Source organism: Stenotrophomonas sp. YJH_SMC_40, from assembly GCF_059368615.1.
In genome coordinates, this window is sequence record NZ_JCAFRX010000001.1 from 100,675 (window position 1) to 114,313 (window position 13,639).

Here is a 13,639-nt window from a genome sequence, read left to right on the forward strand (position 1 = left end):
CGGTCGGCCCTACCAGGCGCACAAAGCAATGTCGCCCGCCAGCACCGGAGCATCGCCAGCCAGCCTTCGCCAGCCAGCTGCTCCACCGCCCGCCAGCCGACAACGAAAAAGCCGGGGAATTCCCCGGCTTTTTCGTGTCCGGGGCAGGGCCCCAGCGGTCATTCCACCGACAACCCTTCCACCTTCTGCCAGCCGCGCGGCAGCAGGTGGCCGCGGGTGGCGCGGGCGCCGAGGTAGGCGTCGAGTTCGTTGAACTTCAGCCCCATCGTGCGCTGACCGCTGCGCACCTGCAGGGTCTGCCCCGGGCTGATCGCCACGATGGCGACCACGCGTTCAGTGGCGAGCTTGGCCTTCGGGATCTCGATGATCTTGTTGCCCTTGCCCTTGTCCAGTTCCGGCAGGTCGTTGGCGGCGATCGCCAGCAGGTTGCCGGAACTGGTCACCGCCACGATGCGGTCGGTGGCCACGTTGGCGACCATCGACGGGGTGAGCACCGACGAGCCGGACGACAGGTTCAGCATCGCCTTGCCGGCCTTGTTGCGACCGATCAGGTTCTCGAAGCGGGTGACGAAGCCGTAGCCATGGCTGGAGGCCAGCACGAAGCGGGCATCCGGCTCGGCACTGGCCAGGGTCACGAAGCTGGTGCCCGCTGCCGGCGAGAAGCGGCCGGTCAGCGGCTCACCGTTGCCACGCGCGGAGGGCAGGGTGTGCACCGGCGTCGAGTAGGCGCGGCCCTCGCTGTCGAGGAACGCGACCTGCTGGGTGCTGCGCGCACGCACCGCGCCCTGCAGGGCATCACCGTCGCGGTAGGAGAGGGCGGACGCATCGACGTCATGGCCCTTGGCGGCACGGATCCAGCCCTTTTCCGACAGCACCACGGTCATCGGCTCGCTCGGCACCAGCTCGGTCTCGTCGATGGCCTGCGCGGCCTGGCGCTGCACCAGCGGCGAACGGCGCGCGTCGCCGAACTTCTTGGCGTCGGCCGTCAGTTCGTCGCGGATCAGCTTCTTCAGCTTGGCCTTGCTGTCGAGGATGCCGAGGATCTTCTCGCGTTCCTTGGCCAGCTCGTCCTGCTCGCCGCGGATCTTCATCTCTTCCAGGCGGGCCAGCTGCTTCAGCTTGGTTTCCAGGATGTACTCGGCCTGTTCCTCGGACAGGCCGAAGCGCGCGATCAGCGCCGCCTTCGGTTCGTCCTCGGTACGGATGATGTGGATCACCTCGTCCAGGTTGAGGAAGGCGACCAGCAGGCCTTCCAGCAGGTGCAGGCGGCGCTCGACCTTCTGCAGGCGGTGCTGCAGGCGGCGGGTGACGGTGTTGCTGCGGAAGGTCAGCCATTCGCTGAGCAGCATCTTCAGGTTCTTCACCTGCGGACGGCCGTCCAGCCCGATCACGTTGAGGTTGACGCGGTAGCTGCGCTCCAGGTCCGTGGTCGCGAACAGGTGGCCCATCAGCTGGTCGGCGTCGACGCGGTTGGAACGTGGCACCAGCACCACGCGCACCGGGTTGGCGTGGTCGGATTCGTCGCGGATGTCTTCCAGCCACGGCAGCTTCTTGGCGCGCATCTGCGCGGCGATCTGCTCGATCACCTTCGACGGCGACACCTGGAACGGCAGCGCCGTCACCACGATGTTGTTGGCTTCCTTGTTGAAGGTCGCACGCGCACGCACGCTGCCGTTGCCGGTCTCGTAGATGTTCCGCAGATCGTTGGCGGCGGTGATGATCTCGGCGCTGGACGGGTAGTCCGGGCCCTGCACGTGCTCGCACAGGTCGCGCACGGTCGCATCGGGGTTGTCCAGCAGGTGCAGCAGTGCGCTGACGATCTCGTTGAGATTGTGCGGCGGCACGTCGGTGGCCATGCCCACGGCGATGCCGGTGGTGCCGTTCAGCAGCAGGTGCGGCAGCCGTGCTGGCATCCAGGTCGGTTCCTGCAGGGTGCCGTCGAAGTTCGGTGCCCAGTCGGTGGTGCCCTGGCCCAGTTCGCCCAGCAGTACTTCGGCGATCGGGGTCAGCTTGGATTCGGTGTAACGCATCGCCGCGAACGACTTCGGGTCATCGCTGGAGCCGAAGTTGCCCTGGCCCTCGATCAGCGGGTAGCGGTACGAGAACGGCTGCGCCATCAGCACCAGCGCCTTGTAGCACGCGCTGTCGCCGTGCGGGTGGTACTTGCCGATGACGTCACCGACGGTGCGCGCGGACTTCTTCGGCTTGGACGCAGCATTCAGGCCCAGCTCGCTCATCGAATAGATGATGCGGCGCTGCACCGGCTTCAGGCCGTCGCCGATGAACGGCAGGGCGCGGTCCAGGACCACGTACATCGAGTAGTCGAGGTAGGCGCGTTCGGCGTACTCGCGCAGCGGCAGTTGTTCGAATCCGTGGAACACGGGGCGGGCAAGTTCGGTCATGCGGCGTTGTTACCTATGTCGGGAGGCGGCGACGGCGGTCGCCGCTCGCAATCCTGTGATTATCCGGATGCGGCGGGGGATGCCAAGCCACGTGCAGGGTCCAGCCCGGTTTCCAGGCCGTGGCCGGCCCGCGCCAGGTAGCGCCCCGGTGGCAGCCCGAAGTGGCGGCGGAACACGGTGACGAAGGCACTGGCGCTGCTGAAGCCCAGTGCATGGGCGATGTCGGCCACGCTGCGGCCATCGGTCAGCTGGCGCAGGGCTTCGGACAGGCGGGCCTGTTGCCGCCACTGGGCGAAGCTGAGCGTGGTCTCGTCGCGGAAGTGACGGGTCAGGCTGCGCGGCGACAGGCCGGCCCAATGCGCCCATTCGGCCAGGCTGCGCTCGTCGGACGGGTCGGCCAGCAGCTGCGAGGCGATCTTCAGCAGGCGCCGGTCGTGCGGCATCGGCAGGTGCATGCGCTGGCGCGGCGCGGTGCGGATCTCGTCCAGCAGCACCTCGATGATGTGCTGGCGCTCGGGCGTGGTGTCATAGCCCAGCGGCCATTCGCAGATGCGGTCGGCCAGCGCCTGCGCCAGCTTGGACAGGCCCAGTACGCAGGGATCGGCGGGCAGGGTGGCGCAGGCCGGCGCGGCCAGTGCCATGCCCCAACCGCGCAGCGGACCATCCAGGGTCACCGTATGCGGCTCCAGCGGCGGCATCCAGCCGGCCGAGCCCGGCGCCAGCGACCACGTCCCGTGCGAGGTGCGGGTGGTCAGCAGGCCACGCTCGACACAGATCAGCTGGGCGCGCTGGTGGTGGTGCCAGTCCACTTCCCGGACCAGCCCCTGCGGGCTGTCGAAGCGGAAAGCGACCACCGGTGGGCCATCGTTGCGCTCGAACCAATCCAGTGCGTCGTCCCTGAGCAGGCGCTTGGGAGCGGGAATTTCTGCCTTGTTCATCATGTCCGCTGGCTGAAATGTGTCATCCATTGGCTGAATTGTACTACCGGGCCACCTGACCAGATCATTAAGGTAGGCGCCTTCATTGATCCAGCCCACTGCTGCAACACAGCATTCGATGCCAGATCGAATATTTCCATTGAGAAATATTTTTTTTGGAAGAGAATGCTCCCCCATGATCTGTCCTGCAACCACTCCCCCCAGTTTCGGCCTGCTGCTGCGCCAGGTGCGCGACGGCCTGGTCCGGCAACTCGACGCGTCCATGGCTGAAGAAGACCTGGGTATCGGCTTCACCCACTACATCGGGTTGAAGGTGCTCTCGCACATGGCCCCGTGCACGGCCAACGAACTGGCCCAGGCCATCGACCAGGTACCCAGCGCAGTCACCCGCCTGCTGGACAAGCTCGAGGCACTGGGCTGCGTCCGCCGCGAACCGCATGCGCAGGACCGGCGTGCGCTGCAGATCGTGCTGACCGATGAAGGCCGCGCATTGTGGGCGCGGTTGAAGCTGCGCGGCGACGCGGTGATGGATTACGCCCTGCGTGATCTTTCCGCCGACGAGCGCACGCTGCTGCTGTCCCTCCTTACCCGAATCCGCGATTCCCTGACGACCCCATGAACCCGATCCCGCATTCCACTCTCCGCCGGTCCGGGCGCGCGCTGCTGGTGTCAGCGCTGGCCCTGGCCCTGGCCGCCTGCGCCAGCAGTCGTGGCCTCAACCCGCAGGGCCACGTGCTTGACGTGGACAGCCTGCACAGCGAACGCACCCTGGCCGACACCGACCTCAGCGCCACCGGCTTCCCGGCGCAGGACTGGTGGAAGGCGCTGGGCGATGCGCAGCTGGACGCGCTGGTCGCCGAGGGCCTGGCCGGCCACCCGAGCCTGGACGCCGCCGACGCGCGCCTGCGCCAGGCCCAGGCCCAGGTCGGCACCGCACGTGCCGATGAGCTGCCCAGCCTGTCGGTGTCCGGTGGCTATACCGGGCTGCGCCTGCCTGAGTCGATGGCAGGCAGCGAGATCGGTGGCCATTACGCCGGCAGCAGCCAGGTCGCCTTCGACTTCAGCTATGGCGTGGACCTGTGGGGCGGCAAGCGCGCCGCCTGGGAAGCGGCCGTGGACGGCGCGCATGCGGCCACCGTCGAGGCGCAGGCCGCACGCCTGAACCTGTCCACCGGCATCACCCAGGCCTATGCCGACCTGGCCTACGCCTGGCAGCTCAACGATGTGGCCGAGGAAGAGCTGGCCCGTTCGCAGAAGTCGCTGGAACTGACCCGCCAGCGCCGCCGCGCCGGCATCGACAGCGATCTGCAGGTGCGCCAGGCCGAGGCCCGCGTACCGGCCGCGCAGCAGCAGGTGCAGGCCGCACAGCAGCGGATCGACGCGGCCCGCACCGCACTGGCCGCGCTGGTCGGCAAGGGCCCGGACCGTGGCCTGTCGATCCAGCGCCCGCAGCCGCTGAACCCGGTGGCGCTGCAGCTGCCGGGCGTGCTGCCCAGCGAACTGCTGGGCCGTCGCCCCGACATCGTTGCCGCACGCTGGCGCGTTGAAGCGGCCGACAAGCAGATCAAGGTTGCCAAGACCAGGTTCTACCCGAGCTTCAACCTGACCGCGCTGGCCGGCGTGGTCGCCCCGAACGTGGGCGACCTGCTGAAGAGCAGCTCCACCTTCGCCTACATCGGCCCGGCGCTGAGCCTGCCGATCTTCGAAGGCGGCAAGCTGCGCGCCAACCTCGCCAACACCGATGTGCAGTACGACCTGGCGGTGGCCAACTACAACCAGGCCGTGCTCGACGCACTGCGCGACGTCGCCGACCAGGTCAACGCGGTGCGCTCGCTGGCGCAGCAGGCGCACTCGCAGCAGCAGGCGGTGGATACCGCACGCTCGGCCTTCGACCTGGCCCAGCAGCGTTACCGCGCCGGCATCGGCAGCTACCTGGACGTGCTGACCGCGCAGTCCACCCTGCTGCGGTCGCAGCAGCAGCTGGCCGGCCTGCAGTCGCAGCAGGTGCAGTCCTCGGTGCGCCTGAGCAAGGCGCTGGGCGGTGGTTTCCAGCCCGCTGACGCCGACCGCGCACCGATCGCCTCCCATTCCGATTCCTCGCATTCCTGAAGACGCCCGCCATGAGCCAGACCCAAGACACCGCGGCCCCGGCCGCCCCCAACCGCCGCGGCAACCTGCTGCGCGGCCTGTTCGTGATCGTCGTGCTGCTGCTTGCCGCACTGGCGCTGTGGTACTTCATGTTCGGCCGTTGGTTCGAAGAGACCGACGATGCCTACGTGCAGGGCAACCAGGTACAGATCACCCCGCTGGTGGCCGGTACCGTGGTCGCCATCAACGCCGATGACGGCATGCGCGTGGAGCGCGGCCAGCTGCTGGTGCAGCTGGACCCGTCCGACACCGCGGTGGCACTGCAGCAGGCCGAAGCCAACCTGGCCAAGACGGTGCGCCAGACCCGTGGTCTGTACCGCAGCGTGGAAGGCGCCCAGGCGGACTTGAACGCCCGCCAGGTGACCCTGAAGCGCGTGCGCGACGACTTCGCCCGCCGCAAGGACCTGGCCGCCACCGGCGCCATCTCCAACGAAGAACTGGCCCACGCCCGTGACGAGCTGGCTGCCGCCGAAGCGGCCGTGGCCGGCTCGCGCGAGACCGTCGAGCGCAACCGCGCGCTGGTCGACGACACCGTGATCGCCACCCAGCCGGACGTGCAGGCGGCTGCCGCGCAGCTGCGCCAGGCCTTCCTCAACAACGCCCGCGCCGGCATCGTCGCGCCGGTCACCGGCTACGTCGCCCGTCGTTCGGTGCAGGTCGGCCAGCGCGTGCAGCCGGGCAATGCTCTGATGGCCGTGGTGCCGACCGAGCAGATGTGGGTCGAGGCCAACTTCAAGGAAACCCAGCTGCGCCACATGCGCCTGGGCCAGGAAGTGGAGCTGAAGTCGGACCTGTACGCCGGTGACGTGAAGTACAAGGGCCGCATCCAGAGCCTTGGCCTGGGCACCGGCTCCGCGTTCTCGCTGCTGCCGGCGCAGAACGCCAGCGGCAACTGGATCAAGATCGTGCAGCGCGTGCCGGTGCGCATCGCCATCGATGCCAAGCAGCTGGCCGAACACCCGCTGCGCATCGGCCTGTCGATGAAGGCCGAAGTGAGCCTGCGCGACCAGAAGGGCGAAGTGCTGCCGAGCACTCCGGCCAAGGGCACGGTGTTCGACACCGACGTGTATGCCAAGCAGTTGCATGATGCCGACGAGGTGATCCACACGATCATCCAGGGCAACCTGCCGCAGCAGCAGGCGAAGGTGGGCTGAGGTCGCCATGTCCGCACAAGCTCCAGCCGCGCCCGGCGCTCCGGGCGCACCGGCGGCGCCGGGTGCGGCCTCCGGGTTCCTGCCGCCCAGCGTCGCACTGTGCACCGTGGGCCTGGCGATGGCCTCGTTCATGCAGGTGCTCGACACCACCATCGCCAACGTCTCGCTGCCGACCATCGCCGGCAATCTCGGCGCCAGTTCGCAGCAGGCGACCTGGGTCATCACCTCGTTCGCGGTCAGCACGGCCATCGCGCTGCCGCTGACCGGCTGGCTCAGCCGCCGTTTCGGCGAACGCAAGCTGTTCGTCTGGGCCACGCTGGCCTTCGTCATCACCTCGCTGCTGTGCGGCCTGGCGCAGAGCATGGGCATGCTGGTGCTGTCGCGTGCGCTGCAGGGGTTCGTTGCCGGCCCGATGTACCCGATCACGCAGTCGCTGCTGGTCTCGATCTATCCGCGCGAGAAGCGCGGGCAGGCATTGGCACTGCTGGCGATGATCACGGTGGTTGCGCCGATCTGTGGTCCGATCCTCGGTGGCTGGATCACCGACAACTACAGCTGGGAGTGGATCTTCCTGATCAACGTGCCGCTGGGCATCTTCGCTGCGCTGGTGGTGGGCAACCAGCTGAAGGGGCGCCCGGAGCAGATCGAGAAGCCGAAGATGGACTACGTCGGCCTGGTCACCCTGGTGATCGGCGTCGGTGCGCTTCAGCTGGTCCTCGACCTGGGCAACGACGAGGACTGGTTCTCGTCGATGAAGATCGTGGTGCTGGCCTGCGTAGCGGTGGTGACGCTGACGGTGTTCCTGATCTGGGAGCTGACCGACAAGGATCCGATCGTTGACCTGAAGCTGTTCCGGCACCGCAACTTCCGCGCCGGTACGCTGGCGATGGTGGTGGCCTACGCGGCGTTCTTCAGCGTGGCGCTGCTGATCCCGCAGTGGCTGCAGCGTGACATGGGCTACACCGCGATCTGGGCGGGCCTGGCGACGGCGCCGATCGGCATCCTGCCGGTGATCATGACCCCGTTCGTGGGCAAGTATGCGTCGCGCTTCGATATGCGCATGCTGGCCACGGTCGCGTTCATCGTGTTGTCGATGACCAGCTTCCTGCGATCGAACTTCAACCTGCAGGTGGACTACATGCACGTGGCCGGCGTACAGCTGATCATGGGCATCGGCGTCGCGCTGTTCTTCATGCCGGTGCTGCAGATCCTGCTGTCGGACCTGGATGGACGCGAGATCGCGGCGGGCTCCGGCCTGGCCACGTTCCTGCGTACGCTGGGTGGCAGTTTCGCGGCGTCGCTGACGACGTGGCTGTGGGCGCGGCGCACCCAGGTGCACCATGCCGACCTGACCGAGCATATCTCGGCCTATCAGCCGGGCATGCAGGACCAGGTCACGGCGATGGGGCAGGGCGACCTGCAGCACGGCGCAGCGGTACTGAACAACATGATCAACCACCAGGCATCGCAGATGGGCTTCAACGACATCTTCTTCCTGCTGGGCTGGATCTTCCTGGCGATCATTACGTTCCTGTGGCTGGCCAAGCCGCCATTCGGCGCAGGTGCGGGTGCAGCCGCCGGTGGTGGACACTGAAACTCCCTGGAAACACCGTGCTGTATTTTGACCCCGCCGCGAGGCGGGGTTTTTGTTGGCGCGACGCTGGTCGCGCGGGCATTGCCCTCGGGGTGGTGCAACGGCGCAGGTTCAGCGAGCCGGTATGGCAGTGTGGGCAGATGATGCTGCGCTGCATTGGTGCGTCCTTTGGGGGAGAGGAGGGGCGCTGGTCAGGTCGTGGCGATACACCTGCAACCGGCTCCCGCAAATCTGCCTCCCACCGAAAAGGAATCGGGTGGATCTCGACTAGGAAAAGTACGAATTGAACGGGGAACGTGAAATGCGCCCCAAAAGGGGGCCGTTCAAGGTCTGGTGACGACGCGCCGGGAGGAGGTATGCACCCGCAGACGACGCCCTGACGGTGCGAGATACGACAGTCCGAGTGGCGGTTGCGATGCCAGGATCGCCAAACCCCGGAAACGAAAAAACCCGCTTTCGCGGGTTTGATCATCTTGAGTCGTGGTGCCCAGGAGAGGACTCGAACCTCCACGGTTTTACCCGCTAGTACCTGAAACTAGTGCGTCTACCAATTCCGCCACCTGGGCGACTCAGGAGATGAATTGTGCGGGACGGCAGAGAGTGTGTCAACAACATTTCACACATTTTTCTGTGGCTGCACGCCCAGGTGAAGCAGCAGGCTGCGCATCGCCGGTGACAGCTGCGCCCATTCGGCGAAACAGGCGCACAGGCGGCGCTGTGCCCAAGCATCTGCAAGCGGAACCGCAACAGTACGGGTATTGCGTCGATGCTGGCGGGCGATGGTACGCGGCACGATGCCGACACCAATGCCGTGGCCGACCATGATGCACACGCCTTCGAACGTCTTCATGCGGATGCGCACGTCCAGGCGTCGCCCGATGTCCCGTGCCTGGTCTTCGATGTAGGCCTGCAGTGCATTGCCGTCGGCCAGCGCGACGAAGGTCTCGCCGGCAACATCGGCGAAGGCCACGCTGCGCCGCGATGCGAAGCGGTGTTCCGCGGGCAGCAGCATCACCAGTGGATCTTCGGCGACCACGTGCTGCTGCAGGCCGGCAGCGTCGACCGCATCACTGATGATGCCGGCTTCGGCCTGGCCAGCGTTGATCGCACGCACGACTTCGGGGCTGGTGCGCTCCAGCAGTTCCACGTGCAGGCGCGGGCGTTCGGCCAGCCACGGTGCCAGCCGCGAAGGCAGGTAGTTGGTCAGTGCTGCGGTGTTGGCATACAGATGCAGTGTGCCGCGCGCGCCGTGCGCGAACGCCTGCAGTTCACCGCGCAGCTGCGCCTGCTGCTGCAGGATCAATCGTGCATGGTGGGCGAGGGCGGCGCCGGCTTCGGTCAGGCTGACGCCGCGGGGGTGCCGGTTCAACAACGCGGTGCCGGCATCGGCTTCGATCGTGCGCAGGCGTTCGCTGGCCGACGCCAGTGCCAGGTTTGCCTGCGCTGCGCCGGCCGTGATGCTGCCCGCCTCGGCAATCGCCAGGAACAGGCGCAGGTCGGCGATATCCATCCGCATGTGATGCCCTCATCGCAACGGCTGCGCCTTCGGATCAGCCGAAGGCAAGGCGGGAAACACCGCATTGTGCGCCGAGCGGCCGGCCGATCCAATGAAGGCATGAATGAATCAATGTACTTCTACGTGCTGCTGGTGGCGGTGTTCGTGCTGGCCGGTGTGGTCAAGGGTGTGACCGGCATGGGGTTGCCGACGGTGGCGATGGGGCTGCTGGGCAGCACGCTGTCGCCGGTGGCGGCGGCGTCGATGCTGTTCATTCCCACTTTCGTCACCAATGCGTGGCAGCTGTTGTCCGGGCCGTCACTGGACCGCATCGTGCGGCGCCTGTGGCCGATGATGCTGGCCGTGGTGGTGGTGACGCTGGGCTCGGCGGCGCTGCTGGTGCGGGTCGATCGCACTTGGTCGCGCGTTGCGCTGGGCGTGGCATTGGTGGTCTATGCCGCCTATGCGTTGCTTGCGCCGGTGTTCCGCGTGCAGCAGCGGCGCGAGCGTTGGCTGGGGCCGCTGGTGGGGGCGTTGTCGGGCGTGGTGACCGGCGCCACCGGCGTGTTCGTGATGCCGGCGGTGCCGTACCTGCAGTCGCTGGGGTTGCAGCGCGAGGAGCTGGTGCAGGCGCTGGGGCTGGCGTTCACGGTGTCAACGATTTCGCTGACCGCCGGCCTGGTGTTGCACGGCGCATTCGGCATCCAGCAGCTGGGGCTGAGTGCGCTGGCGGTGCTGCCGGCATTGCTGGGCATGTGGCTGGGGCAGGTGATCCGGCAGCGCATCAGTGCGCGGGTGTTCCGGGGCTGCTTCCTGGGTTTCCTGCTGCTGCTCGGGCTGGAACTGGTGCTGCGGCCGCTGCTCTGATGCAGGATTCCGGGCATGAAAAAACCCGCTCTCGCGGGTTTTTCTCATTCTCGACGTGGTGCCCAGGAGAGGACTCGAACCTCCACGGTTTTACCCGCTAGTACCTGAAACTAGTGCGTCTACCAATTCCGCCACCTGGGCGTCGAGGAGCGAGATTATGGGGTGTTGTTACGGGGGTGTCAACACTTTTTCTGGATCCGGTGTCGGACCTCGTTTCGCGTGCGGAGCGGGCTCTGACCCCATCTCACTCGCTTGGGGTCGGAGCCCTTTTCTTCGGAAAGGAATTTGGCCCCGCTGCTGGATTGCAGGCAAAAAAAATCCCCGCCGAAGCGAGGAGTTTTTTCGTTGGTGCCCAGGAGAGGACTCGAACCTCCACGGTTTTACCCGCTAGTACCTGAAACTAGTGCGTCTACCAATTCCGCCACCTGGGCGTTCCAGAGGCGCAATTGTGAAGATGAATCCGCAGGCTGTCAACGACTTCCTGAATATTTTTCACGCAAGGCCTTCAAGACGGCCACTGACCCGTTCTGCACGCCGTCAACGGCTACCATGTAGGGCGATGACTACCAAAAAACCAAGCAAGGGCGGGAGCACCTCCCGCGGCCAGGCCCCGAAGAAGGGCGCCAAGGCGGGCACGGCCCGCACCACCAAGCCGGGCAAGCCGTTGCCGGGCTGGTTCCCCGAATTGAATGAAGGCGGCGCACCGCCGCGTGGCCGCAAGGTCCGCAGCAGCGACGCACCGGGCCCGGCCCCGGGCCGCAAGTTGCCGCCGACCGGCAAGGTGATCGACGATCCCTATGCCGCCCGCGAAGCAGAGAAGTACGAACAGCCCATCGCCAGCCGCGAAGCCATCCTGGCCCTGCTGGAGCGTTGCGAAGGGCCGCAGACGGCAGAGGAACTGGGCGCACGCCTGGGCCTGACCGCCCCGGACCGCGCCGAAGCACTGTCGCGCCGGCTCGGCGCCATGGTCCGCGACGGCCAGCTGGTGCAGAACCGCCGCGGCGGCTTCGCCCCGATCCAGACCCTGAACCTGGTCACCGGCGTGGTGATCGCCAACCCGGAGGGCTTCGGCTTCCTGCGCCCGGTCGAGGGCGGCGACGACCTGTTCCTGCCGCCATATGAAATGCGCAAGGTCATGCACGGCGACAAGGTGCTGGCCCGCGTGACCGGCATCGACCACCGTGGCCGCCGCGAAGGCAGCATCGCCCGCGTGCTGGAGCGCGGCATGACCCGCCTGATCGGTCGCTTCAGCATCGAGATGGGCATCAACTACGTGGTGCCCGACGACAAGCGCGTGCAGCGCAACGTGCAGGTGCCGCCGGACCAGACCGGTGGTGCGCGCGACGGCCAGCTGGTGGTCTGCGAGCTGACCCAAGCGCCGGACAGCCGTCGCCCGCCGATCGGCCGCATCATCGCCGTGCTCGGCGACAAGCTGACCGCCTCGCTGGTGGTGGAGACCGCCATCCACGGCCATGAACTGCCGTTCGAGTTCCCGCAGGAAGTGCTGGACGAAGCCGCCTCGGTGCCGCTGGTGGTCGAGCCGGCGATGATCGGCGACCGCGTGGACCTGCGCAGCATGCCGCTGGTCACCATCGACGGTGAAGATGCCAAGGACTTCGACGACGCGGTGTACTGCGAGCCGAACGCCGATGGCTTCCGGCTGGTGGTGGCGATTGCCGATGTCTCCAACTACGTCCGGCCCGGCACGCCACTGGACGAAGAGGCGCAGAAGCGTGCCACCTCGGTGTACTTCCCGGGCTTCGTGGTGCCTATGCTGCCGGAGACGCTCTCCAACGGCATCTGTTCGCTGATGCCGAAGGTCGACCGCATGTGCTTCGTCTGCGACATGCAGATCGACCGCGACGGTCTGGTCACGCATTCGCGCTTCTACGAAGCGGTGATGAACTCGCATGCGCGCCTGACCTACACCCAGGTGTGGAAGGCGGTGGGCGAGGACGATGCCGATACCAAGGCCTGGATGGGCGACCTGCTGCCGCAGGTGCAGCGCCTGCACCAGCTGTACAAGGTCCTGTCCAAGGCGCGTGCCAAGCGTGGCGCCATCGAGTTCGAAAGCAGCGAAGTGCGCTTCGTGCTGGACAACCGCGGTGAAGTGACCCAGGCCGGCATGCTGGTGCGCAACGACGCGCACAAGCTGATCGAGGAATGCATGATCGCGGCCAATGTGGAGGCGGCGAAGTACCTGCTGTCGCGCCATGTGCCGGCCCCGTACCGCATCCACGAGAAGCCGCCGGAAACCAAGTACGCCGACCTGCTGGAATTCCTCAAGGAGTTCAAGCTGAGCCTGCCGCCGTGGTCGAAGGTGCGCCCGGGCGATTACACCAAGCTGCTGAAGAAGATCCGCGACCGCCCCGATGCCACGCTGCTGGAATCGGTGCTGCTGCGCAGCCAGAGCCTGGCGATCTACAGCCCGGAAAACCACGGTCATTTCGGCCTGGCACTGGAGGCGTACGCGCACTTCACCTCGCCAATCCGTCGTTACCCCGACCTGCTGGTACACCGCGCGATCAAGCACGCGTTGTCCGGCAAGCCGCTGGACAAGTTCACCTACAACGCGCGCGAAATGGCTGCGCTGGCGCTGCAGTGCTCCGAGCGCGAGCGCCGTGCCGATGAAGCCGAACGCGAGGTCGACGAGCGTTACCGCGCGGCGTGGATGGAAAAGCACGTGGGTGGCCAGTTCGATGGCGTGATCAGCGGCGTGACCAGCTTCGGCCTGTTCGTGGAACTGGACGAGTCGAAGGTGCAGGGCCTGGTGCACGTGACCCAGCTGCCGCAGGACTATTACAAGTTCGACGCGACCCGCAAGACGCTGACCGGCGAGCGCCGCGGCAGCAGCTACCGGCTGGGTGACCGCGTGCGGATCCTGGTGCTGAAGGCCAGCATGGAAGAGCGCAAGATCGACTTCCGCCTGGTCGAACACAAGGGCGAGGACGAGGGCGACGGCCTGCCGCCGCTGCCGGAGCGTGGCAAGCCGGCCAAGCGGAAGAAAGAGAAATACTGATGACCGTGGTAGTGCCGGCCGC

The 13,639-nt window shown here is 66.8% G+C and carries 9 protein-coding genes and 3 tRNA genes; 6 read left to right on the forward strand and 6 right to left on the reverse strand.

The annotated features are described in order from the left end of the window. Positions 1–158: 158 nt before the first annotated feature. Complete coding sequence (gene parC / locus AC5P6X_RS00430; protein WP_495215283.1) at positions 159–2,402, reverse strand: DNA topoisomerase IV subunit A; 2,244 nt, start codon at positions 2,400–2,402, stop codon at positions 159–161. Between the two features lie 59 nt (positions 2,403–2,461). Continuing rightward, on the reverse strand, positions 2,462–3,343 hold the full coding sequence (locus tag AC5P6X_RS00435; RefSeq protein ID WP_005408765.1) for a helix-turn-helix domain-containing protein: 882 nt from the start codon (positions 3,341–3,343) through the stop codon (positions 2,462–2,464). 172 nt (positions 3,344–3,515) lie between these two features. Between AC5P6X_RS00435 and emrR the strand changes: the two genes are divergently transcribed. The 4 genes from emrR to emrB are packed head-to-tail and all read left to right on the forward strand — an operon-like array spanning position 3,516 to position 8,236. Then, positions 3,516–3,959 carry a multidrug efflux system transcriptional regulator EmrR gene (gene emrR / locus AC5P6X_RS00440; protein WP_005408766.1) on the forward strand — a complete coding sequence of 148 codons (444 nt, stop codon included), beginning with the start codon at positions 3,516–3,518 and terminating at the stop codon, positions 3,957–3,959. Further along, entirely contained in the window at positions 3,956–5,449 is a 1,494-nt protein-coding gene (gene emrC / locus AC5P6X_RS00445; protein ID WP_329755862.1) for a multidrug efflux transporter outer membrane subunit EmrC, read from the forward strand. Before emrR ends, emrC begins: the two co-directional genes overlap by 4 nt. 11 nt (positions 5,450–5,460) lie before the next feature. After that, positions 5,461–6,642, forward strand: a complete 1,182-nt coding sequence (gene emrA / locus AC5P6X_RS00450) for a multidrug efflux MFS transporter periplasmic adaptor subunit EmrA (protein WP_049451302.1) — start codon at positions 5,461–5,463, stop codon at positions 6,640–6,642. Between the two features lie 7 nt (positions 6,643–6,649). Continuing rightward, positions 6,650–8,236 (forward strand): multidrug efflux MFS transporter permease subunit EmrB, encoded by a 1,587-nt coding sequence (emrB, locus tag AC5P6X_RS00455; RefSeq protein WP_005408769.1) that lies wholly within the window; start codon positions 6,650–6,652, stop codon positions 8,234–8,236. Positions 8,237–8,717: 481 nt separating this feature from the next. On the opposite strand, the gene AC5P6X_RS00460 is transcribed toward emrB, so the two are convergent. After that, positions 8,718–8,802: transfer RNA gene (locus AC5P6X_RS00460), tRNA-Leu, on the reverse strand. Positions 8,803–8,852: 50 nt separating this feature from the next. Then, on the reverse strand, positions 8,853–9,752 hold the full coding sequence (locus AC5P6X_RS00465; RefSeq protein WP_049451300.1) for a LysR family transcriptional regulator: 900 nt from the start codon (positions 9,750–9,752) through the stop codon (positions 8,853–8,855). Positions 9,753–9,851: 99 nt separating this feature from the next. Between AC5P6X_RS00465 and AC5P6X_RS00470 the strand changes: the two genes are divergently transcribed. Then, positions 9,852–10,598: a sulfite exporter TauE/SafE family protein gene (locus AC5P6X_RS00470; protein ID WP_033834104.1), complete on the forward strand. Its 747-nt coding sequence runs from the start codon at positions 9,852–9,854 to the stop codon at positions 10,596–10,598. Positions 10,599–10,654: 56 nt separating this feature from the next. On the opposite strand, the gene AC5P6X_RS00475 is transcribed toward AC5P6X_RS00470, so the two are convergent. Together AC5P6X_RS00475 and AC5P6X_RS00480 are read right to left on the reverse strand one after the other, a co-directional pair. Beyond that, positions 10,655–10,739, reverse strand: a tRNA-Leu gene (locus AC5P6X_RS00475). 205 nt (positions 10,740–10,944) lie between these two features. Continuing rightward, positions 10,945–11,029 (reverse strand) — tRNA-Leu (locus AC5P6X_RS00480). 128 nt (positions 11,030–11,157) lie between these two features. Here AC5P6X_RS00480 and rnr point away from each other — a divergent pair. Then, positions 11,158–13,617, forward strand: a complete 2,460-nt coding sequence (gene rnr / locus AC5P6X_RS00485) for a ribonuclease R (RefSeq protein WP_024957860.1) — start codon at positions 11,158–11,160, stop codon at positions 13,615–13,617. Positions 13,618–13,639: the final 22 nt, after the last annotated feature.

Coding starts and splice junctions, on each gene's coding strand:
- parC (WP_495215283.1), bottom strand. CDS start 2,402: ATGACCGAACTTGCCCGCCCCGTGTTCCACGGATTCGAACAACTGCCG.
- AC5P6X_RS00435 (WP_005408765.1), bottom strand. CDS start 3,343: ATGATGAACAAGGCAGAAATTCCCGCTCCCAAGCGCCTGCTCAGGGAC.
- emrR (WP_005408766.1), top strand. CDS start 3,516: ATGATCTGTCCTGCAACCACTCCCCCCAGTTTCGGCCTGCTGCTGCGC.
- emrC (WP_329755862.1), top strand. CDS start 3,956: ATGAACCCGATCCCGCATTCCACTCTCCGCCGGTCCGGGCGCGCGCTG.
- emrA (WP_049451302.1), top strand. CDS start 5,461: ATGAGCCAGACCCAAGACACCGCGGCCCCGGCCGCCCCCAACCGCCGC.
- emrB (WP_005408769.1), top strand. CDS start 6,650: ATGTCCGCACAAGCTCCAGCCGCGCCCGGCGCTCCGGGCGCACCGGCG.
- AC5P6X_RS00465 (WP_049451300.1), bottom strand. CDS start 9,752: ATGCGGATGGATATCGCCGACCTGCGCCTGTTCCTGGCGATTGCCGAG.
- AC5P6X_RS00470 (WP_033834104.1), top strand. CDS start 9,852: ATGAATGAATCAATGTACTTCTACGTGCTGCTGGTGGCGGTGTTCGTG.
- rnr (WP_024957860.1), top strand. CDS start 11,158: ATGACTACCAAAAAACCAAGCAAGGGCGGGAGCACCTCCCGCGGCCAG.